The 26,085-nt window shown below is 71.6% G+C and carries 22 protein-coding genes; 10 read left to right on the top strand and 12 right to left on the bottom strand.

The window, feature by feature from the left end; genetic code table 11:
• Positions 1-8 precede the first annotated feature (8 nt).
• The gene (locus NFR93_RS10930; RefSeq protein ID WP_251453249.1) at positions 9-1,211 is read left to right on the top strand and encodes a polysaccharide pyruvyl transferase family protein; all 1,203 of its coding nucleotides are present in this window, start codon (positions 9-11) and stop codon (positions 1,209-1,211) included.
• A gap of 15 nt (positions 1,212-1,226) precedes the next feature.
• Here the strand turns inward: NFR93_RS10930 and NFR93_RS10925 are convergent, their stop codons facing one another.
• From NFR93_RS10925 to NFR93_RS10910, 4 genes are all read right to left on the bottom strand, one after another.
• Complete coding sequence (locus NFR93_RS10925; RefSeq protein WP_251453248.1) at positions 1,227-2,192, bottom strand: glycosyltransferase; 966 nt, start codon at positions 2,190-2,192, stop codon at positions 1,227-1,229.
• A 2-nt stretch (positions 2,193-2,194) separates the two neighbouring features.
• A complete protein-coding gene (locus tag NFR93_RS10920) occupies positions 2,195-4,108 on the bottom strand; it encodes a glycosyltransferase (protein WP_251453247.1) in 1,914 nt (637 codons plus the stop codon).
• Between the two features lie 83 nt (positions 4,109-4,191).
• Positions 4,192-5,493 (bottom strand): O-antigen ligase family protein, encoded by a 1,302-nt coding sequence (locus NFR93_RS10915; RefSeq protein ID WP_251453246.1) that lies wholly within the window; start codon positions 5,491-5,493, stop codon positions 4,192-4,194.
• Positions 5,490-6,890 carry an O-antigen ligase family protein gene (locus NFR93_RS10910; protein WP_251453245.1) on the bottom strand — a complete coding sequence of 467 codons (1,401 nt, stop codon included), beginning with the start codon at positions 6,888-6,890 and terminating at the stop codon, positions 5,490-5,492. Before NFR93_RS10910 ends, NFR93_RS10915 begins: the two co-directional genes overlap by 4 nt.
• 225 nt (positions 6,891-7,115) lie before the next feature.
• On the opposite strand from NFR93_RS10910, the gene NFR93_RS15985 reads away from it, so the two are divergent.
• The 3 genes from NFR93_RS15985 to NFR93_RS10895 all read left to right on the top strand — a co-directional run bounded on the left by NFR93_RS15985 (position 7,116) and on the right by NFR93_RS10895 (position 11,772).
• The gene (locus tag NFR93_RS15985; protein ID WP_285814585.1) at positions 7,116-7,442 is read left to right on the top strand and encodes a WhiB family transcriptional regulator; all 327 of its coding nucleotides are present in this window, start codon (positions 7,116-7,118) and stop codon (positions 7,440-7,442) included.
• A gap of 74 nt (positions 7,443-7,516) precedes the next feature.
• The gene (locus NFR93_RS10900) at positions 7,517-10,366 is read left to right on the top strand and encodes a glycosyltransferase (RefSeq protein WP_251453244.1); all 2,850 of its coding nucleotides are present in this window, start codon (positions 7,517-7,519) and stop codon (positions 10,364-10,366) included.
• A complete protein-coding gene (locus NFR93_RS10895) occupies positions 10,363-11,772 on the top strand; it encodes a DUF5719 family protein (protein ID WP_251453243.1) in 1,410 nt (469 codons plus the stop codon). Before NFR93_RS10900 ends, NFR93_RS10895 begins: the two co-directional genes overlap by 4 nt.
• Positions 11,773-11,781: 9 nt before the next feature.
• Here the strand turns inward: NFR93_RS10895 and NFR93_RS10890 are convergent, their stop codons facing one another.
• On the bottom strand, positions 11,782-12,237 hold the full coding sequence (locus NFR93_RS10890) for a metallopeptidase family protein (protein ID WP_251453242.1): 456 nt from the start codon (positions 12,235-12,237) through the stop codon (positions 11,782-11,784).
• A 71-nt stretch (positions 12,238-12,308) separates the two neighbouring features.
• Here NFR93_RS10890 and NFR93_RS10885 point away from each other — a divergent pair, with 71 nt between their 5' ends.
• Positions 12,309-12,515, top strand: a complete 207-nt coding sequence (locus NFR93_RS10885) for a DUF3499 family protein (protein ID WP_251453241.1) — start codon at positions 12,309-12,311, stop codon at positions 12,513-12,515.
• 68 nt (positions 12,516-12,583) lie between these two features.
• Positions 12,584-14,056, top strand: coding sequence for an adenosylhomocysteinase (gene ahcY / locus NFR93_RS10880; protein WP_251453240.1), 1,473 nt, complete (start codon positions 12,584-12,586; stop codon positions 14,054-14,056).
• A gap of 9 nt (positions 14,057-14,065) precedes the next feature.
• On the opposite strand, the gene NFR93_RS10875 is transcribed toward ahcY, so the two are convergent.
• A complete protein-coding gene (locus NFR93_RS10875; protein ID WP_251453239.1) occupies positions 14,066-14,932 on the bottom strand; it encodes an RDD family protein in 867 nt (288 codons plus the stop codon).
• Positions 14,933-14,948: 16 nt separating this feature from the next.
• Here NFR93_RS10875 and NFR93_RS10870 point away from each other — a divergent pair, with 16 nt between their 5' ends.
• Genes NFR93_RS10870 through katG form a run of 3 tightly spaced genes read left to right on the top strand, consistent with a single transcriptional unit; the run spans position 14,949 to position 18,830 of the window.
• Positions 14,949-15,944, top strand: a complete 996-nt coding sequence (locus tag NFR93_RS10870) for a stage II sporulation protein M (protein ID WP_251453238.1) — start codon at positions 14,949-14,951, stop codon at positions 15,942-15,944.
• Positions 15,945-15,971: 27 nt separating this feature from the next.
• Complete coding sequence (locus tag NFR93_RS10865; protein ID WP_502846290.1) at positions 15,972-16,448, top strand: Fur family transcriptional regulator; 477 nt, start codon at positions 15,972-15,974, stop codon at positions 16,446-16,448.
• A 33-nt stretch (positions 16,449-16,481) separates the two neighbouring features.
• On the top strand, positions 16,482-18,830 hold the full coding sequence (gene katG / locus NFR93_RS10860; protein WP_251453237.1) for a catalase/peroxidase HPI: 2,349 nt from the start codon (positions 16,482-16,484) through the stop codon (positions 18,828-18,830).
• 60 nt (positions 18,831-18,890) lie between these two features.
• Here the strand turns inward: katG and aqpZ are convergent, their stop codons facing one another.
• From aqpZ to NFR93_RS10830, 6 genes are all read right to left on the bottom strand, one after another.
• Positions 18,891-19,703 carry an aquaporin Z gene (gene aqpZ / locus NFR93_RS10855; protein WP_251453236.1) on the bottom strand — a complete coding sequence of 271 codons (813 nt, stop codon included), beginning with the start codon at positions 19,701-19,703 and terminating at the stop codon, positions 18,891-18,893.
• Positions 19,704-19,802: 99 nt separating this feature from the next.
• Positions 19,803-21,104 (bottom strand): DUF58 domain-containing protein, encoded by a 1,302-nt coding sequence (locus NFR93_RS10850; protein WP_251453235.1) that lies wholly within the window; start codon positions 21,102-21,104, stop codon positions 19,803-19,805.
• 11 nt (positions 21,105-21,115) lie between these two features.
• On the bottom strand, positions 21,116-22,102 hold the full coding sequence (locus NFR93_RS10845; protein WP_251453234.1) for an AAA family ATPase: 987 nt from the start codon (positions 22,100-22,102) through the stop codon (positions 21,116-21,118).
• Positions 22,099-23,280 carry a DUF4350 domain-containing protein gene (locus NFR93_RS10840; RefSeq protein WP_251453233.1) on the bottom strand — a complete coding sequence of 394 codons (1,182 nt, stop codon included), beginning with the start codon at positions 23,278-23,280 and terminating at the stop codon, positions 22,099-22,101. Before NFR93_RS10840 ends, NFR93_RS10845 begins: the two co-directional genes overlap by 4 nt.
• The gene (locus NFR93_RS10835; RefSeq protein ID WP_251453232.1) at positions 23,277-23,933 is read right to left on the bottom strand and encodes a DUF4129 domain-containing protein; all 657 of its coding nucleotides are present in this window, start codon (positions 23,931-23,933) and stop codon (positions 23,277-23,279) included. The genes NFR93_RS10840 and NFR93_RS10835 overlap by 4 nt, the downstream gene beginning before the upstream one ends.
• Positions 23,930-25,216 carry a DUF7847 domain-containing protein gene (locus NFR93_RS10830; protein ID WP_251453231.1) on the bottom strand — a complete coding sequence of 429 codons (1,287 nt, stop codon included), beginning with the start codon at positions 25,214-25,216 and terminating at the stop codon, positions 23,930-23,932. Before NFR93_RS10830 ends, NFR93_RS10835 begins: the two co-directional genes overlap by 4 nt.
• A gap of 181 nt (positions 25,217-25,397) precedes the next feature.
• Between NFR93_RS10830 and mtrA the strand changes: the two genes are divergently transcribed.
• Positions 25,398-26,078, top strand: a complete 681-nt coding sequence (gene mtrA, locus NFR93_RS10825) for an MtrAB system response regulator MtrA (RefSeq protein WP_251453230.1) — start codon at positions 25,398-25,400, stop codon at positions 26,076-26,078.
• Positions 26,079-26,085: the final 7 nt, after the last annotated feature.

Here is a 26,085-nt window from a genome sequence, read left to right as displayed (position 1 = left end):
AGAACCCGATGCGCGTGCTCATCCTGAACAGTGATTCCCCCAAGAACCGGGGCGACCGGGCGATCCTCGCCGGCCTCATCGAAGTCGTCCGCCGACGGTGGCCCGATGCAGACATCCACGCGCTCTCGCAGTTCGACGAGCGCGACGAGCGCTGGTTCGGCATCCGCTTCCTGCCGCAGTCTCCTTACAGCATCCGTCCCATGGACTACCTGCGACTGCTTCGACATGCCCGCACCGCAGACGTGGTCCTGTGGGGAGGCGGAGAGATCCTGAAGGACTACACCAACCGGCTCGGGCTGGTCTACTGGGCTCTCAAGATCACCGGCGTCTCGCTCGTGAACCGCCGGCTCTACGGGGCGTTCCAGGGCATCGGGCCGACTGCAGCGCCGAGCAGTCGACGCATCATCGCGTACACCATCAATCGCACCCGCGGGTTCGTCGTCCGCGATGACGAGTCAGCCGAGAAGCTGCGCGCGTGGGGAGCTCGGGTGCCGGTCACCCCGTCGTACGATCCCGCGATCCTCGCGCCGGTGGCGGAGTGGACGGAGGAACTCGCGCAGCGCGTTCAGTCCTCCCTCCAGGTCGAGCCGCGCTTCCTGGACAGCGCAGTGGGCATGGGCGTCCGACGGTGGTTCCATTACCGCAAGGGCGGTTGGCTGCCCTTCGCCCTGCGCGGCGAGAGCCCCGACACCACCGAGTTCACGGCGTACCGCGATCACCTGGTCGAACTGGTGGACCGAATCACGGCGGAAACAGACGCGAACATCGTGTTCTTCCCCATGCACATGGCGGCATCCGAAGGTGACGACGCCCTCGCCCACGACATCATCTCTCGCATGCGCGAGCCGCAGCGTGCTCGCGTGCTCGATGATGACGACTTCTCTCCTGCGGAGCTGTCCGCGGTGATCCGGCGGTGCGAGTACTTCGTCGCCTCACGCCTGCACTCGGCGATCCTCGCCGCATGCGCGCGCGTGCCTGCCCTCGTGCTGTATTACGTCGACAAGGGACGACTTTTCTACGAGCAGCTCGGTCTTCCCGAGCTCTCGCGGCCGATCGAACGGATGCTGGACGCCGACGCCGTCGACGAGGTCATGGCGCTCGCGGCGCGGCTGACCACCGACCGTGAAGGGGTCATCGCGACGGTCGACCGCCGCGTCGGCGAGATGGCCGACCGGCTCGTGGCGGATGCCCGGAGCGGGTGGCCGACCTGAGCCGCGCCCCCGCGGTCAGTCGAGCGCGGGCATCGGCCGCCAGGAGCGGTCGCGGGCGATCGCACGGCCGTCACGCAGACCCCGGAACAGGTTCGAGGTGCCGCGGACGGTCCGCTCCACGAACAGCAGCCTGACGAGCTCCTTGGCGAAGGTGAGCGCGGTGCCGAGACCGAACAGCACCGGGCTGTAGACGCCCAGGGCGCGGTAGTACTGCTTGATGATCGCGCGGTTGCGCATGATGTAGTAGCGGTACGCGTTGCTCGAGGCGTTCATGTGGCGCACCCCCATGTCCCACTGCTTGATCTCGCGCGTGCGGCGGAGGACGAACTCGTCCACGATCACCGACGTGGTCCGGCGTGAGGCCAGCCAGCCGTACAGCTGGTCGTCCCAGTAGATGAAGAAGCGGGGGTCGGGGAGTCCGATCTGCCGGACGATGTCGCGATGGATGAACATGCCCTCGAAGCATCCGGAATTCATCGGCTTGAATCCGGATTCGTCGAAGCCGGCCGGGGCGAAGGGAATCGGAATGCCCATCCGCTCGGCGATGCGGTACTGCCAGTAGAACTCGCTGCCGTCGTAGTCGTAGCGACGACCCTGGATGCTCTGGAAGCGCGGGGCCCACCGACCCATCTTCGCCAGCCCATCGGGAATGACCTCGACGTCGTCGTCCATGAGCCAGATCCACTCCGAGCCGAGCTCGTAGGCCACGCGCATGCCCTCGCTGAACCCGCCGGAGCCGCCGGTGTTGGTGTCGAGGCGCCGGTAGACCAGGTCCGCCGTGAGACGCGCCCGGAAAGACTCCACCACCTCGGTGGTGTCGTCGGTGGAGGCGTTGTCGATCACGACGACGTGGCCGGGTTGCGGATCCATCCGGGTCAGACTCGTCAGCAGCCGGGCGAGCAGGTGGGAGCGGTTGAAGGTGACGATCGCGATCGTCGCCGTGGCCGGGTCGAAGTCGCGGCGATCCGCGGCATCCGCCATCGTCAGCGGCCGCTCTCGCCGAAGATGCGCGCCCACGACTCCGGCGAGGTCATGTCGCCCAGGTGCGCGCGGTAGCGCTTCGCCAGGCGCGGCCACGACCACTGCAGCTGCCAGTGCAGCAACACCGACTCCACGATCGCGCGCCGGAAGAAGGCGCGATTGCGGACGTAGATGTTCTTGCCCGATCCGTCCGCCGCGCTCACGAGCGCGCTGTCGTGCAGCGGCAGGCGCCACCAGTTCGCGTCGCCCTTGCCGAACTCGACCTCGGGCATCTCGACGTTCTCCGGCTTGGGGGCGTGGAACCAATGGGTGACGAGCGTCGTCGCGGTGAACCAGCGCAGCCAGAAGCCCGTGGGGCTGTCGAAGACGTTCCGCTTCAGCCGCCCGAAGGTCTGGCGGCCCTTGCGGGCGCGCAGGATCTTGTCGACGTCCTTGTGCACGACGGTCTCGGGGAACTTCTTGGCCAGCGCCCGGGCGGCGGGCATGGCGGTCGCGAGGTTCTTCGTCATGTGCTCGGGACCGCGCAGCACGTCGCGGAGCGCGCGATTGCGCAGCGCCACGGGGTAGTACTGCATCATCAGCAGGTGCTTGATGTCGATGCGACGGCTGTGACGGATGAGCGTGCCGCCGTGCTTCTGCGTCGAGTGCAGCAGAGCGGCCACGAGACGGTTGCGGCCGTGGAAATAGGCCTGCCAGTCGATGGCGTCGTCCTTGCCCAGCCACGACACGTGCCACAGGGCGACGCCCGGCATGGATACCGTGGGATACCCGGCCTTGCCGGCGCGCACGCAGAACTCCGCGTCGTCCCACTTGATGAAGGCCGGCAGCGAGAGTCCGATCTCTCGGATGACCTGCTTCGGGATGAGGCACATCCACCAGCCGTTGTAGTCGGCGTCCATGCGCATGTGGAGGATGCCGGTCTGGCGAAGGTTCGTCTCGCCGAAGTAGTGCGGCATCTTCTCCTGGAAGAGGTTCCGCCACATGAAGGGCTTGTCGTCGACGACCTCGGCCCAGGCGTGCAGCTTCGGCCGGTCGAGAAGGTCGAACATGTGCCCGCCCACCAGGGTGGGATCCGTCGTGAAGCGGCCGAAGACGACAGAACGACGCAGCGACTCCGGCTCGATGAGCACGTCGTCGTCGAGCAGCTGGACGAAGTCGCTCTCCGGCCTGTCGAGGGTCTCGAGCATGGCCCGGGCGAAACCTCCCGACCCGCCGAGGTTCGGCTGGGTGATGATCTGCAGCGTCTCGCCGAGCGCTGACGCGACCTCGGGGTACTGCGCCTCGGCGTCGACTCGCTGCGTGCCCTGGTCGACCACGAAGATGCGGTCGAGAAGTTCCACGACGTCGGGGTTGGCGGCGATGGCCTGCAGCGTCGCGATGCAGTAGTCCGGCTTGTTGAACGTGGTGATCCCGACCGACGCCTTGCCGTGGCGCGCGGGCTCCTCCTCCGTCGTCCACTCGGCGCCCTCGAAGATGGCCACCTCGTCGTCCGAGACGATGTCGAACCACATCCACCCGCCGTCGCTGTACTGCGTGAGGGTCAGATCGAAGGTCGTGCTCGACTGCCCCGTCACCTCCCGCGTGTCCATGCGCTGCGGGGTGCCGCCGCCGTTGGAGCGGTAGACCAGGATCGTCGCCGGTCCCGAGGTGCGCACGGTCAGCTGGATCTCACGGACCGAGGTCCAGTGCTGCCAGTACGACGCGGGGAAGGCGTTGAAGTACGTGCCGAACGACACCCGACGACCCGGCTGGATGCGCGAGCGGTGGCGACCGAGGACGTTGCCGATGTGTGCGCGGTTCGAGACGCGGACGTGCTCCTCGTCGATGATCGACCACGTCTCGGGGTCGACGTAGAGGGGGAGGAGGTCCGGGTCGCGCTCCTGGGGGAGGACGACTTTCTGGAGAACGTGAGTCAAAACAGCTCCGGGGTTCAGCGGAATGGGCCGGGCGCGACCAAGAGTGCATCCTAGCGCGACAGGTTGGACGACCCCCGGGAGCCCTACAGCAGCCCCGACGAGGGCGGCCGGCGGTCCAGCCTCTCCCGCCAGGCGCGCGAGGACTGGCCCGCACGCACGGCGCACAGCACCAGCATCAGCCAGCCGAGACCTGCCAGAGCGAAGCTCTCGAAGAAGGCGTCGATGAGGATGGCGATCAGCATGAGCGGCGTCCACGCGTAGACGACGCTGTGGCGCTCGCCGGCATCGAGCCACGAGCGCACCAGCGCGACGCCGGCGAACGCGCCGAAGGCGAGGAGGCCCACCCACCCGACCTGCAGCAGGACGTCGAAGTACGCGTTCAGCGCCGTCGCGTGGGTGCTGTCCAGCCGGAAGTTGATCACGTTGAACGGCAGTTCGTCCGCGACCCACGGCCCGAACCAGCCCCATCCCTGCACGGGTCGGGCGCGCACGAAGTCGACGATCGCGTTCCAGAGGTCCACCCGCAGCGAGAAATCCTGCCCCGCGTTGATGAAGGCGATGATCGGATGCCGGGCGACATAGCCGACGATGATCGAGAGCACAACCAGGACGGCCAGCGCCCACTGGAGGGTGGTGCGACCCGACGCGGACGTGTGCCGCACGAGCGCCAGCGCCCCCGTGGCCGCACCGACGCCGACGGCGAGCACGAGGACCGTGGGTGAGTCGCTGAGCGCGGCGAGCGAGCCGGCGAGGGCGACCGAGGCCACCGAGGTGCCGACCCGCACCGACTGCGTGCGGTACTCGATGAGGAACGTGATGAGGGCGAGCACCGCGACGAAGCCGAGCAGATTGCGGGTGCCGAAGATCCCCTGGATCGGTCCCAGCTGCGCGATGTCGCCTCGCACGCCGAGGAAGCGGAACGGCATGTCCAGCAGCACGCCCGACAGGATCTCGATCCCCAGCGACACCGACAGCAGCACGCGCAGCACATCGCCGAGGGCGCGGGCCGTCTGCAGGGTGTCGCGCACATGGCCGAGCACGATGGCCAGGAAGGCGATCCCCGCTGTGGAGATCCAGCTGGTGAACGACAGCCCGCGATCGGTGCTCCAGAACACGCTCGACAGCGTCCACCCGAGGAAGACGACGAGCGTGGTCGGCACCAGCCTGATGAGGGAGATCTCCTCGCGGCGCGCGCCCAGCACCCCCGCGCCGATGACGCACAGGCCCACGACGATCGTGATGTAGGTGATGTGGCTGGTGAGGCGCTCGATGGCGTACGAGCCGAAGATCGCGCCGAGCACGACGCTCGTGTACGCACGCGCGAACGCCGCGGAGGCCAGCACTGCGGCGAGCCGGCCCGGCTCGCGATGCGCGGTCGAGGTCACGGGAGCGGACTCGCCGGCTCGCCCCGCTCGATCGCCGCGCTCTGCTCGGCCGGGCCGACGCCGATGTGCGGCGACTGCTTGATCTTGCCTCCGAGCATCACCACCAGCATCCAGCCCCACAGCAGCAGCGGCGTCGACTCGGCGAAGCCCTGCACGAGCAGGACGGCGCCCACGAGCGTCGGCAGCAGGCTGAGCGGCGAGAACGGCCGGTCGTCGCGGAGGTCCCACCGCGGGCGGTCGACGGCGAAGAACCACGAGCGCCAGATGTAGGCCGCATAGGTGAGCACCAGAAGGGCGACGCCGATGACTCCGAGCTGCAGGTACACGTCCACCCACACGTTGTGCGCCTGCAGGACGGTCTCGCCGTGGTCGACGATCCACCCGTCGAACTCGGGCACCCACGGCAGCCACGGGGTGCTGAACCCCCAGCCGGCGACGGGGCGCTCGGCTGCGCGGGCGAGGACGTCCCGCCAGATGTCTTCGCGTCCGGTGAGGTCGGAGCTGCGCCCCACGGCGGCGAAGAGGGCCTCGCGCCCGAACCACAGCGCTGCCCCACCGCCGACGCCCACGGCCGCGTACGCGAGGTAGTACCGCGTCCGCTCGCCCGGTCTGCGGGCGGTGCGCATGAGCAGGACGGTGACGAGCACGACGGCTACCGCCAACGCCGCGAGGAACGCCGTCGCCGAGGCGGCGCGGATGAAGAGGTACCCCGACAGTGCGATCCAGCCGAGCAGGAGGGTGCGCCGCGGTGCCCGTGCGGCGTAGCGGATCGCGAAGACGATGATCGCCAGCAGCGCGACGGGCGCGAGCAGGTTGGCGTTGCCCATGATCCCCTGGATGCGCCCGCCGTCGAGCAGATTGCTGCGCGACCAGTAAAGGATCGGGTCGACCGGCTCGGTGCGGGGCACGAATCCCGGCAGCACCGGCACCCCCACCAGCAGGGCGACCCACAGCTCGAAGACGAGCGAGAGGCCCAGCGCCCACTTGAGCGCCGAGGCGATGGCCCGCACGAGCTCGCGCCACGTCAGGACGCCGGCGACGAACAGTCCCTGGAGCGTCGTCACGTACAGCAGCGCGAGGGTGAGGGCGGTGGCCGACGGCCATGCCGACCACAGCAGCGAAGCGGTGGCCCACGCCACATAGCCGAGGGCGATCCACGGCAGGCGCTGCCAGTGGATCGGGGGGCGGATCACGCTCCACAGCACGAGCGACACCGCGCCGCCGCCGAGGGCCACGATCCCGCCGCCGACCTCGCCGAATGCGTGGACCCACCCCGCCCCGGCGAAAGCGCTGAACAGCACGAAGATGCACCAGCCCCGCAGCAGCAGGTGTCCCGTCTTCTCTCGGACCGGGGGAGCCGGCGGGGCCGACACCGGGTGCTTCGTCTGGACGGCCATCGACACACAGGCTACTCCGGTCGCGCGCACGCGATCGATGGATGCCGTGTCGACCGGTGCGGGCAGGGGACCGTTATCCGGTTGCGACACGCCGACGGCGAGTCGTGAAGGTTAAACGCGGGCTTGAGGTTTTAGTATCTGCGACTTGACCGCGGGGAACTACACGGGTGTAATTACTCCTACACGCGGACCGGCGTGGTGGGGGGAACACAGGGGGAGGACGAGATGACGGCTTCGCAATACCGTTCCGGCGTTCCCGACAATTGGTTCGTCGATCCAGTTCAGTTGGGGGTCCCGGGCGTCCGTCGCCCGGTCGACGGGGAGGACGACAATCCTCTCGCATGGCAGACCGATGCGCTGTGCGCGCAGACGGATCCGGAGGCGTTCTTCCCGGAGAAGGGCGGCTCCACCCGCGACGCCAAGCGCGTCTGCGGCACGTGCGACGTCCGTGGCGAGTGCCTGGAGTACGCGCTGCAGAACGACGAGCGCTTCGGCATCTGGGGCGGGCTCTCCGAGCGCGAGCGCCGGAAGCTCAAGCGGCGCGCGAGCTGAGGATTCGCGGGATCCGGCGCGCACCGGCGCGTGCCGCGAGGATGACGCGGCGCTCCGCCTAGGCTGACCTGGTCATGCCCGCCCGAGTACACGCCCTCGTCGTCGTGCGTCCCGACGGTCGCACTCCCGCGGCGTTCCACCTCCGACGCACGCTCGCGGCCGTCGGAACCCAGACGCGACCGGTCGACGCGCTCACGATCGTGGTGTGCGGGGACGACCCCGGCGTGGCCGAGGTCGCGGCCTCCGCGTCGGCGACCATCGTGCGCGCGCCGGCCTCGACGTCCTATGCGGCGGCCGCCGCCCGTGTCGAGGTCGATCCCGCCGCGGATGCGGTGTGGCTGCTCGCTCAGGACACCGCCCCGGAGCCCGAAGCGCTGGGGCACCTGGCGGGCGCCCTCGAAGTGGCACCGTCGGTCGCCTTCTCCGCTCCGAAGCTGGTGCGCTGGGACGACCGCACCGTCATCGTCTCGCTGGGGGTGTCGGCCAACAGGTACGGCCGCACCGTCGGCCTCGCAGACGGCGAGTTCGATCAGGGTCAGCACGACGGCCGAGACGACGTGCTGGGCGCCGATGTCCGAGGTCTGCTTGTCCGCGCGGATGCGTGGCACTCGCTCGGCGGCCTCGACCCCGCGCTCTCCGGCGCGGACGAAGGTCTGGACCTGGGGGTGCGTGCCCGGCTCGCCGGCGCCCGCGTCGTGCTGGCGCCCGCCGCACTCGTGGCCGTCTCCGGGGACGGCGTCGCGGGCCTGCCTGCGCCGCTGCACGCCGGTCGCCGCCGCCGCATCGCCTATGCGTCACGGGTGGCGCGACTGCACCGGCGCCTCGTGTACGCGCCGGCGTGGGCGGTCCCGCTGATGTGGCTGACCATCCTCCCGGCGGCCGCGGGGCGAACAGTGCTGCACCTGCTGCGGAAGCGGCCGAGCCTCATCATGCCGGAGTGGGGGGCGGCGGTCGTCGTGGCCGTCAGGGTTCTCGCCGTGATCCGTGCGCGTCGGCGCATCTCGTCAAGCCGTCGCGCGGGGTGGGCTCAGCTGGCTCCGCTGCGGGTCACCCGTGCCGAGGAGCGGGAGCACCTCGACGATGAGACCGACGACGACGCCGGCGGGCGGCATCATCGCGGCGAGCTCCGCTTCTTCGCCGGCGGCGGTGCGTGGCTCGTCCTGGCCGCGCTGCTGGCCTCGATCGCTGCTTTCACCGCGCTTCTGGCGTGGCCCGTGCTGGGCGGCGGTGCGCTCGCACCGCTGCGCGCGGGTGTGGGCCAGCTGTGGGCGGATGCGTCGTTCGGCAGACGGGCGCTGGGGCTGGACACCGTCGGTCCCGCGGATCCGTTCGCCGCTGTCGTGGCGGTGCTCGGGACCCTGACGCCGTGGGATCCCTCGCGCATCATCGTCGTCGTGTGGGTGCTGGCCCTGCCGCTGGCCGCCCTCGGCGGCTGGTTCGCCGCGACGCGCGTGACCGACCGGTCGCTGCTGCGGATCACGGGCGGCGCGGTCTGGGCGCTGGCCCCGACGTTCCTGGTCTCGTTGGTGGACGGTCGGGTGACCGGGGTGCTCGTGCACCTCCTCCTTCCGTGGCTCCTCTACGCCGGGTCCGTGGCGCATCGCTCGTGGTCCGGTGCCGGCGCGGCGTCCCTCCTCCTGGCGGCGGTTCTGGCGTGTTCGCCGTCCTTGACACCCGCGATGATCGTGCTCTGGTTCGCCGCCATCGTGATCGCGATCGTCGTCCGCGCCGGGCGCGGCGTCAGCCGGCTGGTGTGGACCCTCGTCCCGACCCTCGTGATGGCGGCGCCGCTGCTGTGGCACCACCTCTTCCGGGGCACCCCGTGGGCGCTCCTGGCCGACCCCGGTGTGCCGTGGCCCGGTCCGCAGGTCGGGCCCGACTCCGCCGGCCGTGCCCTGCTCACCTCCGGCATCCCCACTCCCGACATCGGCGGGTGGGCGACGCTGCTGCCGGCCGGACCGGTGTGGTGGGTGCCGCTGCTGGCCGCGCCGCTCGCGCTCCTGGCCGTGGTCGCACCGGTCACCCAGCGGTGGGCGGCGGGCATCGTGCTTCTCATCGTGACCGCGACGGGCCTGGCGACGGCCACCGCGGCGGTGGGCGTGAGCGTGGCAGCGGCCGGCTCGGAGTCGATCGCGCTCTGGCCGGGCGCCGGGCTCAGCCTGGCATGGCTGGGTGCGATGGGCGGCGCGCTGGTGGCGCTGGACGCGGGCCTCGCCCCCCGGCTGGAGCCTCTCCGCACCGTCGCCGCCGTCGTCCTGTGCGCCGCGATGGTCGTGCTGGCGGTGCCGTCGCTCACGGCGATGACGCGCGGCACCGCGATGCTGACCAACGGGCCGGCGAGTACTCTGCCGGCCTACGTCGCCGCCGAGGGCCGGGACGATCCGGACCTCGGCACCGTCGTCCTCACGCCGCAGAACGCGGGAGGGGTCGCCGCCGAGGTCGTGTGGGGCGGAAGCGAGACGATCGGCGCGCAGTCCACGGTGGTATCGACCCGGCCCGAGCCCACCGCCGACGATGTCGCCGTCGCCGAACTAGCGGCGGACCTCCTCACCCCAGCCGCGGACGACGTGGTGGCGGACCTCGCCCGGACGGGCATCGGGTTCGTGCTGCTCGCGCCCGCCGCGACCCCGGAGTCCGACGCCGCGCGGACCCTGCGCATCACGGCGGCCAACGCGCTCGATCAGCGCGAACAGCTGGACTCGGTGGGCGACACCGACAAGGGGACGCTGTGGCGGGTGGACGACGACCTGTCCCCGCGACCGGCGGTGCCCGGTTGGGTGCACGACGTCGCCGGCCTCATCGCCACGCTGCAGGTCGCCGTGGTCGCGATCGCGCTGCTGCTCGCCGTTCCGACGGCCGCGACGCGCCGGGTGGCGCGGCGCACGCCGCGCATCGTCGGGCCGCACTGGAGGGAGGTCCGATGAGCGAGGGACGCGGATTCCGCTGGGCGCCGACGAGCACCCGGATGCTGGCCGGCACGGTGGTGTCGGCGGTCGCGGTGATCGCGACGGTCACCTCCATCTCGGTGCCCTGGCCGACCCTCGAGCGCGAGCCTCTCAGCGTGTCGGCCGTGCCCGCGCCGTCGGCGTCGGTCCTGGCCTGCACCGGTGGGCTCATGATCATCGGACGCGATCTCGAAGACGCCGCCGGCATCGCCTCGGCCACGCAGCAGAGCGTCGTGTCCGGGGTCGTTGACGGGGCACCGCAGCCCGACGAGGTGCGCCTCGTGGCGGCATCCGTCGACGAAGGGGAGGGCCCCGTGGCTCTCACCGCTGCGCCGGACGGGCGATCTCGCACGGACGTCGCCGCCGCCGGTTCGTCGAGCGTGCGCGCCGACGACATCGCCGGCTATGCCGCGTCGGCGTGCCGCCCGCCGCTGCTGGAGTCATGGCTGGTGGGCGGGTCGGGGGCGACCGGGGCGGCGGATCTGGTCGTCCTCGCCAACCCCGGTTCGGTGGCTGCGACCGTGCAGATCACCGTCTACGGCGCCGAGGGCGCCGCGGTGCCGGCCGGGGGCGAGGCGGTCGTGGTCGCGCCCGGCACCCAGAGGGTGATCCCGCTCTCGGGCCTGGCGCTCGGCGAGGAGAGGCCCGTGCTGCGGGTGACAGCCGCAGGTGCGCCGGTGCAGGCGTCCCTGCAGGCCAGCATCACGCGGGTGCTCGAGCCCGGGGGTGCCGACCAGGTGGGCCCGGTGGTCGGGCCCGAGACCGTGCAGGTCGTCGAGGGCCTGCGCGTGACCGCCGCCTCCGAAGCCGGGACGGACGCCGCCGGAGTGGTGCGCGTCGTCTCGCCCTCCCGCGACGCCGTCGCCGCCGTCACCGTGACCGCGGTGGGGGAGACCGTCGCCGCGCACTCGGCGCAGGACGTCCCGCTCACGGCGGGCGTCCCCACCGAGGTTGCACTGGGCGATCTGCCGGAGGGGCTCTACACCGTGCGGATCGAGGCCGATGCGCCGGTCGTGTCGGGCGCGTGGCAGGTCACCGGCTTCGACGCCGGGGACGACTTCGCGTGGTACGCGCCCGCCCCGGCGGTCGCGTCTCCCAGCCTGTTCGCCGTGCCCGCGGGTGCGCCCGCCTCGTTGGTGCTCAGCAACCTCTCGGACGAGGACATCGTCGTCACCCTCGAGCGGATCGGCGGCGACGCGCGCGAGGTGGCCGTGCCCGGCGGCGGGAGCGCCGCCGTGCGTCTGCGGACGCAGGCCCTGTACCTCCTCGACCCGGGAGAGGCGAGTGTCCGCGCGGGCGTCTCGCTCGCCGAAGACGGCGCGCTCGCCGGCTACCCGGTGTGGCCCGCCGACGCGGCGGCGCCCCCGATCACGGTCTATCCGTAGTCCGCCGGCTCAGAGGAACCGGAACCGCTCCGGTCCGAGGTCCCAGGGGTCGCGGTCGAGGTACTCGGCGGCTGCGCGGAACACCGAGCTCTCGACCATCATGCGCCGGTGCAGATCGTCGTTGCGGTGCAGATGGCTCAGGCGCTCGATCGGCAGCCGATACAGGACGATCCGGCGGGTCTCGGACATGACCGTCCACCGAGGGATGCCGTCGGCGCCGGTCCCGGGCGGCATGTCGGCGATCTCGAAGCTCACGTCGCGCAGCTCGGGCCACGCCGATCGCAGGAACTCCGCCGCCGTTCCGACCGCGAGATCGAAGCGATCGATTCGTGTCTCCAGCGGCGGCAGCGGAGGCCGGACGACGGGACTGCGGCCCTCGCGGCCGTGGCGGCCGTGTCGTCCCGGCCGTGGCGGGCGCGCCGCCGCAGGCTCGCTCGGGGAGGTCTTGGTCCGACGCCACGCCATGGGCCCATCCTAGGCGCTCGCTTCGGCGCGGCACCGCGGCGCATCACCCGGTGGTGAGTAGCGTTGGGGCAATGCGCGAGAGACTCTGCTCCAAGGTCGGGTGCGCCCGCGAGGCGGTGTCGACCCTGACGTACGACTACGGCGACCAGATGGCTGCGCTCGGCCCGCTCGGCCGGGCGGCGGACCCGCACGCCCACGACCTCTGCGCGATCCACACCGACCGCCTGTCGGTGCCGCGCGGCTGGGTCGTGGTCCGGCACGAGACGATGCGCGCCTGAGGACGTCCCGCGAGTCGTCCGAAGTCGTCGGGGAGCCCCGCTCCGGGCTGAGGTGGAAGAATGGCCGGATGCCGATCGATACCGCCGACGCACGCCCGCGCACGCTCGACCACGAGGTCGCCGACCTGACCCTCGCCGCCGTCGGGCGTCACCAGATCCGCCTCGCCGAGAACGAGATGCCGGGACTCATGGCCCTCCGTGAGGAGTACGGCCCCACCCAGCCGCTGCGCGGCGCGCGGATCGCGGGGTCGCTGCACATGACGGTGCAGACCGCGGTGCTCATCGAGACCCTCACCGCTCTCGGTGCGCAGGTGCGGTGGGCGAGCTGCAACATCTTCTCCACGCAGGACGAGGCGGCCGCCGCCGTCGTGGTCGGTCCCCACGGCTCGCCCGATGCGCCCGCCGGAGTCCCGGTGTTCGCGTGGAAGGGCGAGACGCTCGAGGAGTACTGGCGCCTGGCCGATCGCATCTTCGACTGGTCCGCCGAGGGCTTCGACGGCCCCAACCTCATCCTCGACGACGGCGGGGACGCGACACTGCTGGTCCACCGCGGCGTCGAGTTCGAGCGGGACGGTGCGGTGCCGGCGGCTGACGCGAGCACCTCGGCCGAGTACCGCATCGTGCTGGACACCCTTCGCGAGAGCCTCGCCCGGGATCCGCAGCGCTTCACGCGCATCGCGGACGGCCTGATCGGCGTCACCGAAGAGACCACGACCGGTGTCCACCGCCTGTACGAGCTCGCGGCATCCGAACGCCTGCTGTTCCCGGCGATCAACGTCAACGACTCGGTCACGAAGTCCAAGTTCGACAACATCTACGGCATCCGCCACTCCCTTCCCGACGGCATCAACCGCGCCACGGACGTGCTGATGGGCGGCAAGGTCGCGTTCGTCGCAGGCTACGGCGATGTCGGCAAGGGCGCCGCCGAGGCGCTGCGCGGACAGGGCGCCCGTGTGATCGTCGGCGAGGTCGACCCCATCTGCGCTCTGCAGGCCGCGATGGATGGTTTCCAGGTCGCACGGCTGGAGTCGGTGATCGGCGACGTCGACATCGTCATCACCGGCACCGGCAACACCCGCGTCGTCACCGCGGAGCACCTCCTCGGCCTCAAGCACCTGGCGATCGTGGCGAACGTCGGCCACTTCGACGATGAGATCGACATGGCGGGGCTCGCGGCGATCCCGGGTGCCGAGCGCATCGAGATCAAGCCGCAGGTGCACGAATGGCGGCTGCCCACGGGGCGGAGCGTCCTGGTGCTCAGCGAGGGTCGCCTGATGAATCTCGGCAACGCCACGGGTCACCCCTCGTTCGTCATGAGTGCGTCGTTCTCGAACCAGGTCCTCGCACAGATCGAACTGTTCACCCGCACCTCGGAGTACCCGACCGGGGTCTACACCCTGCCCAAGACGCTGGACGAGAAGGTGGCTCGCCTGCACCTGGGTGCGCTCGGTGTGGAGCTGACGACGCTGACCGACGAGCAGGCGGGATACCTCGGTGTGCCGGTCGAAGGCCCGTACAAGCTGGACCACTACCGCTACTGATCCTTCTGGTCAGCGCTCCGGGAAGCCTCGGCGCCGATCGGCGCGCGCACCGACGAGGGCTGCGACGCGCTGCTCTTCGAGCGTGAGCGCCTGCAGTTCTCGGTCACGCCGGACGGCGACGACCGCGCGCACGAAGGTCTCGGGGTCCGAGGCCGGGGTCGGCGAGACGAAGTCCGACGCCTCGCGGGCCAGCGACGCCGCGAGCCGGATGCGTGCCGAGGGCTCCATCCGCTCCGCGCTGGCGGTGAACTGGGCGAGACGACGGGCGAGCGGGTCGGGGAGCCGCGCGACGTCCGCCGTCTGAGACCAGGCGTGCAGCGCCGCCGGAACGCCCGGAGCGGGTGCGGGCAGCCGCGGGGTTCGCGTGCGCTCTGAATACGTTCCGGCGACGAGATCCCCCAGCCGCTGCGAGCGGGGGGTGAAGGCGCCCACGAGCGCGGCCACCGCACCCAGCGTGAACCACAGCTCGAAAACCCCCACCAGTGCGCGGATGAAGGCGTGCCGGAACCCGGCCGCTCCGCCGTCGACGCGGACGATCCGGCCGCCGACCGCGAGCCGCCCGAGGCTGCGCCCGCGCGTCACGGTCTCGATCACGGTCGGGATGACGACCGTGATGAGGACGAGCACGACGATGGTGAGGATGGGGGCGACGGCTTCGTCCAGCAGGCCGGCGGCCACCAGGTTGATGGCGACGTAGGCGAAGAGGACGAGGGCCGCCACCCCCAGGGCGAAGTCGATGAGAGCGCCGAGCCCGCGCAGGAAGAAGCCGAGTGGCTGGACGTCGAGGGCGACCGCCTCGCCGGTGAGGACCTCGTCCTGGTGGATCTCGACGACCGCGCGCGCCGGCGTCGCGACGGGTGCTGCGGGGCGGGGCATGGGTACAGTAAAGCAAATGGATCTCGACGCGCTCGCCGCCGCCCGGCGCGAGGAATGGCAGCGGCTGGACGACCTCAGCCGTGCACGACGGCTGAGCGGATCCGACGTCGACGAGCTCGTGACGCGCTACCGAGCCGCCTCTGCGGACCTGGCGGGCATGAAGACCGCGGCCGGCCGGACGCCCCATGGTGATCACGTCTCCACCATGCTCGGACGGGCCCGGCTGCAGCTGACCGGCGCGCCCGAGAACGTGCTGCGGCAGATCCCGCGCTTCTTCGCGCTGCAACTCCCCGCCGCCCTGTACCGCATCCGGTGGACCACCGGCGCGGTCGCCGCCGGCTTCCTGCTGGTGCTGGTGCTCGTGGCGATGTGGATCTCGGGCGATGACGCGCTCGTGGCGAGCCTCGGTCCGCAGGCGCAGCTCGAGCAGTACGCCGAGAACGACTTCACGCAGTACTACAGCGAGAACCCGGCCGCCGTCTTCGCCGGCACGGTCTGGACGAACAACGCGTGGATCGCGGCGCAGTGCGTGATGTTCGGGATCACGGGCATCTGGCCGCTCATGGTCCTCGTGCAGAACGCCGTCGGCGTGGGGACGGCGGCGGCTGTCATGCTCGCGTTCGACCGCGGGGACGTCTTCGTCCTCTACATCCTCCCGCACGGCCTGCTGGAGCTCACGAGCATCTTCGTCGCGGCTGCGGCCGGCCTCCACATCTTCTGGGCGTGGGTGGCGCCGGGACCACGCCGTCGCGGCGAGGCCCTCGCGACGGAGGGCCGCGCGCTGGCGGCTGTGGCGATCGGCCTCGTGCTCGTCCTCGCCGTCGCGGGCGCGATCGAGGGGTTCGTCACCGGCCAGCCCTGGCCGTGGCCGGTGAAGATCGGCATCGGCGCGCTCGCGCTCGCGCTCTTCCTCGTCTACATGCTGGTGGTCGGTCGCCGAGCCCACCGGCTGGGCGAGACCGGAGACCTGACCGAGTACGAAGCCGGCACGCCGACGGTCGTCTCCGGGTAGTTTTGATCCGATCAAAACAAGGCTAGACTGGCCGGCGTGACCAGCCCCGCCCGCACCCGCGCGTCAGCCGACGCGGTCGACACCGCAGCGGTGCTGCGGTCCGCCGGGCTGCGGGTGACGGACTCCCGTCGCGCGGTCCTCGATGCGCTCGCGGCGGCTCCCCACGCGAGCGCGGACGACGTCTACCGCAGGGTGGCGTCGGTGCTCCCCGCCACGAGCCTGCAGTCGGTGTACAACGCGCTCACCGACTTCGCCGACGCGGGGCTCGTCCGGCGCATCGAGCCCGCCGGCCGCCCGGGTCTCTTCGAGCTGCGCGTCGACGACAACCATCACCACCTGGTGTGCACGACGTGCGGCCGGGTCGAGGACGTCGACTGCGCCGTCGGCGCGGCTCCCTGCCTGGCCCCGTCCGACGATCACGGCTTCCGCGTCGCCACTGCCGAGGTCACCTTCTGGGGCGTCTGCGCCGCGTGCGCCGTCGACCAGCCCTCCCGCATCGCCTGAACCACCCCTGACCGCCCGAATGGAAGGACATCCATGACCGACAAAGAGAACGTCGTGCCCGAGATCGGTGAGAACCCGACCGGCATCGACCAGTCCGTCACCGACATCGACACGCCTGTCGACGAGCGTCTCGACGGCGAGGACCGCCCCCGGTCCAACCCCGACGACGCCGGCTCGTGCCCCGTCATCCACGGCGAGTCCCGCCCGGCGGCGGCCACCTGGACCGGTCCGCAGCCGCACCCGACCGTGGGGTCGGCCAATCGCGTGTGGTGGCCCAACCAGCTCAACCTGAAGGTCCTGGCCAAGAACCCGGCCGTTTCCAACCCCCTGGGAGAGGGTTTCGACTACAAGGCCGCCTTCGAGAGCCTGGATCTGGCCGAGGTCAAGCGCGACATCGAGTCGCTCATGACCGACTCGCAGGACTGGTGGCCGGCCGACTTCGGCCACTACGGACCCTTCATGATCCGGATGGCGTGGCACAGTGCGGGCACCTATCGCGTGACCGACGGCCGGGGCGGCGGCGGAGCCGGCATGCAGCGCTTCGCGCCCCTCAACAGCTGGCCCGACAACGTCAGTCTCGACAAGGCCCGCCGTCTGCTGTGGCCGGTGAAGAAGAAGTACGGCCAGAGCCTGTCGTGGGCGGACCTCATGATCCTCGCGGGCAACGTCGCGCTGGAGTCGATGGGGTTCAACACCTTCGGCTTCGGCGGCGGGCGCCCCGACGTGTGGGAGCCCGACGACGACGTGTACTGGGGCCCCGAGACCACGTGGCTGGGCGACGAGCGCTACACCGGCGACCGTGAGCTGGAGCGCCCGCTCGCGGCGGTCCAGATGGGTCTCATCTACGTCAACCCCGAGGGACCCAACGGCAACCCCGACCCGCTCGCGTCGGCACGCGACATCCGCGAGACGTTCGGTCGCATGGGCATGAACGACGAAGAGACGGTCGCGCTCATCGCGGGCGGCCACACCTTCGGCAAGACCCACGGCGCCGCTCCCGACACCCACCTCGAGAACAACCCCGAAGCCGCCGGTCTCGAGATGCAGGGGCTCGGCTGGAAGAACAACTTCGGCACGGGCAAGGGCGACGACACCATCACCTCCGGGCTCGAGGTCACGTGGACCTACCACCCCACCCGCTGGGACAACGAGTACTTCCACATCCTCTACGCCTACGAGTGGGAGCTCATGCGCAGCCCGGGCGGCGGCCACCAGTGGCGGCCGGTCAACGGCGCGGGCGCCGACATGGTGCCGCTGGCCCACTCCGACGGCCGTCGCGAGCCCCGCATGCTCACGAGCGACCTCGCCCTGCGCGTCGATCCCGACTACGACCGGGTCTCGCGCCGCTTCAAGGACGACCCGGTGGCCTTCGGCGACGCGTTCGCCCGGGCATGGTTCAAGCTGACCCACCGCGACATGGGACCGATCGATCGGTACCTCGGGCCCGAGGTACCGGCCGAGGAGCTCATCTGGCAGGATCCCGTGCCGGCTGTCGACCACGACCTCATCGACCCCGCGGATGCCGCAGCGCTGAAGGCCCGGGTCCTCGACAGCGGTCTCACGGTGTCGCAGCTGGTGGCCACCACGTGGGCCGCGGCATCCTCTTTCCGCGGCAGCGACAAGCGCGGCGGAGTCAACGGCGCGCGTATCCGCCTGGCGCCGCAGAAGGACTGGCAGGCCAACAACCCCGCACGTCTGGCGACCGTCCTCGCAGAGCTCGAGAAGATCCAGGCCGAGTTCAACGAGGGACGCGCGGACGGCAAGAAGGTGTCGCTGGCCGATCTCATCGTGCTCGCCGGCAACGCCGCGGTCGAGAAGGCGGCGAAGGATGCCGGTCACGACGTCGAGGTGGTCTTCCACCCCGGGCGCACCGACGCCACGCAGGAGCAGACCGACGAGCTGTCGTTCTCGTACCTCGAGCCGGTCGCGGACGGCTTCCGGAACTACTACGGACCGGACGCCACGCTGCCCCAGGAGCACCACCTCATCGATAAGGCGAACCTGCTGACCCTCAGCGCGCCCGAGATGACGGTGCTCGTGGGAGGCCTGCGGGTGCTCGGTGCGAACTGGGACGAGTCGGACCACGGGGTGTTCACCGACCGGAAGGGCGTGCTGACGAACGACTTCTTCGTGAACCTGCTCGACCTCGGCACCACCTGGAAGCCGGTCGACCCGGGTTCGCACGCCTTCCTCGGCACCAAGGACGGCTCGGGCGAGCGGGTCGGCGTCGGCACCCGCGTCGATCTGCTGTTCGGGTCGAACTCCGAACTGCGCGCCCTCGCCGAGGTGTACGCGGCGGACGATGCCCGGGAGAAGTTCGTGCGCGACTTCGCCGCGGCGTGGGGCAAGGTCACGGAGCTGGACCGCTTCGATCTCGTCTGACGACACGGCAGAAGGCCCGTCCCCGTCCGGGGGCGGGCCTTCTGCCGTCGCGACGGCGGTTCAGCGCACGCGCGCGACCTTCGGAGCCGGGGCCACGCCGCCGCGCTCGAACAGGGCGCGGTGGATGAGGCCACCGAGCAGACCGCCCACGAGCGGGAACACGATGAACACCCACAGCTGCCCCAGCGCCATGCCCCCGCCGTAGATCGCCGTGGCGATCGAGCGTGCGGGGTTGACCGAGGTGTTGTCGATGGGAATCGAGGCCAGGTGGATGAACGTCAGTGTGAGCCCGATCGAGATCCCCGCGAAGCCCGCGGTACCGCGCTGGGGATGGGTGACGCCCAGGATCACCATGAGGAAGATCGCCGTGAAGAGGATCTCTGCGATGACCGCGGCGCCGAATCCGAAGCCGCCCGGCGACAGCTCGTCCCAGCCGTTGCTTGCGAAGCCGGCGTTCTGCGCATCGCTCAGCCAGGTTCCGGGGCCGAAGATGCCGATGAGCACGATCAGCGTCGTTCCGACCGCGCCACCGACGAGCTGGGCGGCGATGTAGCCCGGTGCGTCCTTCCACGCGAAGCGCCCGGACGCGGCGAGGCCCACCGTGACGGCGGGGTTGAAATGGCCGCCCGAGATCGGGCCCCACGTGTAGATGCCGGCCAAGAGGGTGAGACCGAAGGCGAGGGCGACGCCGACGAAGCCGACGCCCAGAGACGTGCCGGCGTCGCTCGCGCCGAAGTCGGCGGCGAACAGCGCCGTGCCGATCGAGCCGAAGACGAGCAGGAAGGTGCCGAGCGCTTCAGCGACGAGGCGTTCGGTGGTGGTGTAGGCGGGGGCGGAGGCGACGGTGTCGCGCGGGGTTTTGGACGAGGGCATGGCGAGCTCCTTCTCTCGCGGTGAGGATATCGCCGCTCGGGGTCCGCGCGCAGGATCACGACCCGGGGGCCGGCGTGTCCGCGCGGCGCGGGAGGGGGTTCACAGACGCCCGGCCGCCTTGAGCGCCAGGTAGCGGTCCGCGATGCGCGGTGGCAGGTCGTCCGGACCGGCGGCGATCGCCTCGCCTCCGGCGCGACCGATGGCGCGGGCGACCGCGTCGGCGTCGCGGGCGCTGCGTGCGTAGGCGGCGGCGCGATAGACGTCCTCGGCTTCGGGCCGGTCGGGGAGCTCGGGCGTCTCGTCGGTGACCGTGCCGACGAGGACGCGGGTCCGCGCAGCCAGCGAGGGGAGGGACCCGAGGAAACTCCGGGCGGCGTCGGGTGCGTCCTGGGCCGTGAGCAGCACCACGAGCGAGGGTCGCGATGTCAGGGCGCGTGCGGCGGCGAACCCCGCAGTCCAGTCGGTGTCGATCAGCTGGGCTTCGACGGGCGCCATCGCGTCGACCAGCGCGGGGAGGAGGCCGGGCCCGTCCACGCGCGTGACCCGGGCGCGCACGACGCGGTCGAACATGAGCAGGTGGGTGTGGTCGCCGGCGCGAGAGGCCAGTGCCGCCAGCAGCAGCGCCGCCTCCATCGCGGCATCCAGTCTCACCCCGTCGCCGACGCGCGCGGCGGCCGTCCGGCCGGTGTCGATGACGATCACGACATGCCGGTCCCGCTCGGGACGCCAGGTTCGCAGCATCGTGGTGGCCGAGCGGGCGGTGGCCCGCCAATCGATGGAGCGCACGTCGTCGCCCCGCACGTACTCGCGCAGGCTGTCGAACTCGGTGCCCTGCCCCCGCACCTGCAGGCTGGTGTTGCCGTCGAGCTCTCGCAGCCTGGCGAGCCGGGAAGGGAGGTGGCGCCGCGAGGTGAACGGGGGCAGGACGCGCACGGCGCCACGCGAGGGGATCGACGCCTGCCGGCCCGCGAAGCCGAGGGGCCCGAGCGAGCGCACGACCACGAACTCGCTGGACAGCTCGCCGCGACGTCGGGGGAGGAGGGCGACGCCGACCGTGCGCGCCTCGCCCGGGGGGATGAGGACGCGGGGTCGCGACGGATCGGCTCCCGCCGTGGGCTGCCATGCATCGCGCACGCGCCCGCGCAGCAGACGCGTTCCGGTGTTCCGCACGGTGACGCTCGCCCGTGCCGGCTCGCCGCGGCGCACCCGCCGGGGCACGTCGCGGGTGATCTCGACGCGGCGCGGGTCGGCGGCGAGTGCGACGTCGGCAGCGATCACGACGAGACACAGCCCGAGCCAGCCGGCCGCGGCAAGCCACGCGTCGATGCCCGCGAGCGAGAGCAGCACCACCGGAACGACGCCGGCGGCGACCAGGAGCGGGGAACGAGCGGAGAGGAACATGCGGTGCGGGGTCAGATCGGCACGCGCGTCTGCTGCAGGACCGAGCCGAGCACGGCGTCGACCGAGACGCCCTCGAGTTCCGCATCGGGGCGCAGCCGGATGCGGTGCCGCCACGTGGGCACCACCATCGTCTGGACATGGTCGGGTGTGATCGCCGGATAGCCGCCGAGCCAGGCCCACGCCTTCGCCGCCGCCAGCAGCGCGGTCGAAGCGCGCGGGCTCACCCCCAACTGCACCGAGGGGCTCCGCCGCGTCGCGTGGGCGAGGTCGACGACGTAGCCGAGCACGTCGTCCGACACGGTGACGGATGCCGCGGCGCGCTGTGCTGCGCGGATCTCGTCCGCGGTGACGACCCGTCCCAGGCCCGCGGCCGCCAGATCGCGGGGGTCGAAGCCGGCGGCGTGGCGACGAAGGACCGCGAACTCGGCGTCGCGCGCCGGAAGATCGACGACGAGCTTCAGCAGGAAGCGGTCGAGCTGCGCCTCGGGCAGCGTGTACGTGCCCTCGTGCTCGATGGGGTTCTGGGTCGCGGCTACCAGGAACGGATCCGGGAGCGGGCGCGTGACGCCGTCCGTCGAGACCTGCCGCTCCTCCATCGCCTCGAGCAGGGCGGCCTGGGTCTTCGGCGGGGTGCGATTGATCTCGTCGGCGAGCAGCACGTGCGTGAACACCGGGCCCTCGCGGAACTCGAACTCACCCGTCCGCGCGTCGTACACGAGCGACCCGGAGACGTCCCCGGGCATGAGATCGGGCGTGAACTGCACGCGCCGCGTCTCGAGTCCCAGGGCGGTGCTGAGCGCGCGCACGAGGAGAGTCTTGGCGACCCCCGGCACACCTTCCAGCAGCACGTGGCCACGGGCGAGCAGCGCGATGAGGAGCCCGGTCACCGTTCCGTCCTGTCCGACGACCGCCTTCCCCACCTCGACGCGGACGCGGTTCATCGCGTCGCGCAGGGCGGCATCGTCCGGGGCGCCGGGGCGCGCGGGGGAGTCGGTCATCGGTTGGTCCTTTCCTGTCGGGCGGCCGCGTGCACGGCCCGCTCCAGATCGCGAAGAGTCACGCTGAGGGCGACGAGGTCGGCGTCGGAGGCGGGGACCCCGTCGACGAGGACGGCGCGCACCGCACGGGGATCCCGTCCCGAGACCGCTGCCGCGGCATCCGACACCTCGAGCGCGCTCGCGCTCGGGCCGAGTCCGACGAGCCGCGCCAGCCGATCGAGCGTGTCCAGCCGCAGCTGATCGGCGGCGTGCCCCGCGTCGCGCGCCCGTGAGTACAGGCGCGCGCGGCCCTCCGCCGTCTCGGCCGCACGGACGGTCACGGGAAGGCGCTCGGCCACCAGGGGCCCGAATCGGCGGCCGCGCCAGACGCCGGCGGCGACGCCTGCCGCGAGCAGCAGCACGATGGCCGGGCTCACCCACGGCGGTGTCAGTTCGCCGAGGGTGACGTCGGTGTCCTCGATGTCGCTGTCGGCCAGGGTGGGCAGATACCAGACGACGACGGCGTGGCGCCCCAGCAGGTTCAGACCGAGTGCGGCGTTGCCCTCATCGGCGAGGACGTCGTTGGCGAGGAGCGCACGCGCGTCCAGCGCGGAGACACGCGTGCCGCCGTCTTCGGCCACGAGCAGGCCGGCTCCCGCCCCCGACGGGTAGCACGCGGTGACCTCGTCGCCGGCGAGGTAGACCGCTCCCGGCATCACCGCGCCCGCGCGCTGCGCCTCGTCCCGCGGGCAGGCCGGATCGACGAGTGCGCCGTCCGCCTCGCCGGCGGGGGACGACCCCGGCAGGAGAAGTTCGAGAGTGCGGGAGCGCGGGTCCAGGAGCACGACGTCCGCGGCGCCGGCCGTCAGCGCGCGCAGACCGTCGTCCGAGAGCGCCGGCGCATCGGGCAGGGCGAGGGTGGCGGAGCGCTGTGCGAGGGCTTCGGCGGCGGCGAGTCGATCCCGGGTCACCATGACCTCCACGCCGTTCTGCTCGAGGATCCGGGCGATGGCGCGGGTGCCTGCGGGGCCGGCCGACTCGGGATCGAGCGCACCGCGCTGAGTCCAGTCGCCGAGGCCCGAGATCCACGCTCCTGCGCCGCCGACCACCAGGAGCACGATGCCGATCGCCGTCCACGCCGCGATGCGGCGACGACGCGACGGCGTCGCCGCGACCGCGTCGGTCGCCGCCGGCGTCACGCCGGCACCGCCGAGGCGGTCGCCACACGCTGGGAGACGACCGCCTCGTCGGCCGTCACGACGACCCGGTACAGGGCCTCGGTGCCCGGTCGGCGCAGGTAGCGGACGTCGTCGAAGGCGGCGGCGGCGTCTTCGAGTGCGCCAGCACAGCCCGGGAAGGCGCGAGCGGCGGCGCGCGCGAAGCCGTGCACCGTCGTGCCGGGCGGCGTGTGGACGACCCCGCGCTCTACCGTGCCGCGCGCCAGTGCCCGGAACCGCAGGACGATCGCGGCGGCCCACTCACCGCGATCGGCGTGAACGGCGGCGTCGCGGCGGAGCTCATCCGCCGTCCGCTCATCGTCCTCGTCGAAGAGGGTCCGCGTCGTGCCGTGCGCTCGATGAGTGGCGCGCGGGAGCCCCCAGATGAGGAAGGCGGCGAGGATGACCGCCGCGACGACGACCGCCGCCACCAGCGCGAAAGTGGACCCGATCGCGGGGGGCACATCCGCGGAGAAGAGATCGGCGAAGAATTCGCCGACGGCGCTCGCCGCACGGTCGAGGAACGTCGGCTCGGCGGCGTCGTACGCGGGATCGGCGAGCTCGCGCCGCGCCCACTCGCGCCCTTCTTCCCCGTCGGGGATGAGCGGCGGGGCTGCGGCCGGCGTCGCGGTCACGACGCCGATGCGCCGCGGTCGTCAGGAGCGGCACCCGGCGCGGCCCACTGCGTCGGATGCGGCGGAGCGGGCGGGACGCCCGGCCCGCCGGCGTAGGGCGGAACGCTCGGCGGCGCGGCCGGGGTGCGACGGGGCGCGGTCGGAGGCGGCGCATAGCGTGGTGGCGCGCCGTGGGACGCGGCCGGGTACGACGGCACCCCGGGGTAGGGCGGGGCGCCGTACGGAGCGGGGAAGCGCGGGGCGGCGAGGCGGCCGATGCCGACGAGGTAGGGATCGGGGAGATCCGCTGTCCCGGCATCCCTCTTCTCGACGTACGAGAGCAGGTCCAGATCGAGGCCCTCGCGCCGCATGCGGCAGTCGATGTACACGATGGCCGTCGCCGTGGACTGCACCACGACGGCGACCGACTGGATGAGGAGCGTCACCGCCTGCGCGAGCAGGAGGGTCACGATCATCCCGATCACCGCCGCCGCGTCGGGGGCGCCGGTCGGGGCGATGATGGAGGACAGTCCTGCCGAGAGGAAGGAGAAGGGGAGCGTGACGACCTGGGCTACGGCGCCGAAGACCAGGGAGATCACGACGATGATCCCGAGTGTGGACCAGAAGCGTCCGCGCACGAGGGTCCACGCCCGGACCACGGCTGCGCGGATCGTCGCGCGCTCGATGATGATCGCCGCGGGGGCCAGCAGCAGCTTCGTCGACAGCCACAGGCTGAGGGGCAGCGCCGCGAAGAAGACCAGCACCGCCAGCCCGATGGCGGCGGGGGGCGCGGCCATCCCTATCGCGAACAGCAGCGCGACGACGATCGCGATCACCGCCAGGACGGCGAGCGCCACGAGGAACGCGTAGCCGATCAGACGCAGGGCGACCGGCCTGACTCGACGCCACAGGGCCCCGAGCGACAGCTTCTCGGCGACAGCGGCGTGCGAGACCTCGGTGACCACGATGCCCTGGACGATGACCCCGAGCGCGCCGGCGGCGAGGCCGAGCACCAGCCCCGCCACGAGGGTGATCGCCACGGAACCCGCGGTGATCTGATCGAACTCCTCGGTGCCCGGACGCACCGTGTCCAGTCGCGAGAACGACGCGATGGCGATCCCGCCCACGGCGGCGAGCACCACCAGGTATCCCACGGTCTGGACGAGGAGCGCGAAGCCGAGCAGGACGCGAGGATTCTGCCGCAGCGCGGCGAACGAGCGGCCGAGGATCGTCCCGAACGACAGCGGATGCAGCGGGATGATGCCCGGCCGGGATGCCGGCGTCCAGGCGGGATAGGCGGTCACGGTTTCCCCCTCGTGCGTCGTGGCCATCCCTATCGTGGCACACAGGGCGGGCGATGCTGGGCGAACCCACGGCGCGCGCTGGGCGGCACCGCGCGTGAGGTCGACTACTCTGTGGGAAGCGCACGGGGACCGGTGCACTCATCGCCGTGCCCCCATCCCGACGCAAAGGACGACGCGGCAGATGACATCACGCATCCTGGTGGTCGATGACGACACCGCCCTGGCTGAGATGATCGGCATCGTCCTGCGCACCGAGGGGTTCGACACGGTCTTCTGCGCCGACGGCGCGCAGGCGGTCGAGACCTGGCGTTCCGAGAGGCCCGACCTCATCCTGCTCGACCTCATGCTGCCGGGGATGGACGGGATCGAGATCTGCACCCGCGTGCGCGCCGAGTCCGGCATCCCGATCATCATGCTCACGGCCCGCACGGACACCGCCGACGTCGTCAAGGGACTGGAGTCGGGGGCCGATGACTACATCGTCAAGCCCTTCAACCCGAAAGAGCTCGTCGCCCGCATCAAGACGCGCTTGCGCCCCGCGGGCAGCCCCACGGGCGACGTCCTGCGCATCGGGGACCTCATCGTCGACGTCTCGGCCCACGAGGTCCGCCGCGGGGACGCGCCGATCGGGCTGACGCCGCTGGAGTTCGAGCTCCTGGTCGCCCTGGCGTCCAAACCGCAGCAGGTGTTCTCGCGCGAGATGCTCCTCGAGCAGGTGTGGGGCTACCACTACAAGGCGGACACGCGGCTGGTGAACGTGCACGTGCAGCGGCTGCGGGCGAAGGTCGAGCGCGACCCCGACAACCCCAAGATCGTCACGACGGTCCGCGGCGTCGGGTACCGCGCCGGCGCCGTCGTGTGAGCCTGCT

The organism is Microbacterium sp. Marseille-Q6648, assembly GCF_943181415.1.
Lineage (GTDB): Bacteria > Actinomycetota > Actinomycetes > Actinomycetales > Microbacteriaceae > Microbacterium.
Note: the sequence above shows the minus strand (reverse complement) of the source record. Positions and strands in the feature narration are given on the sequence as shown.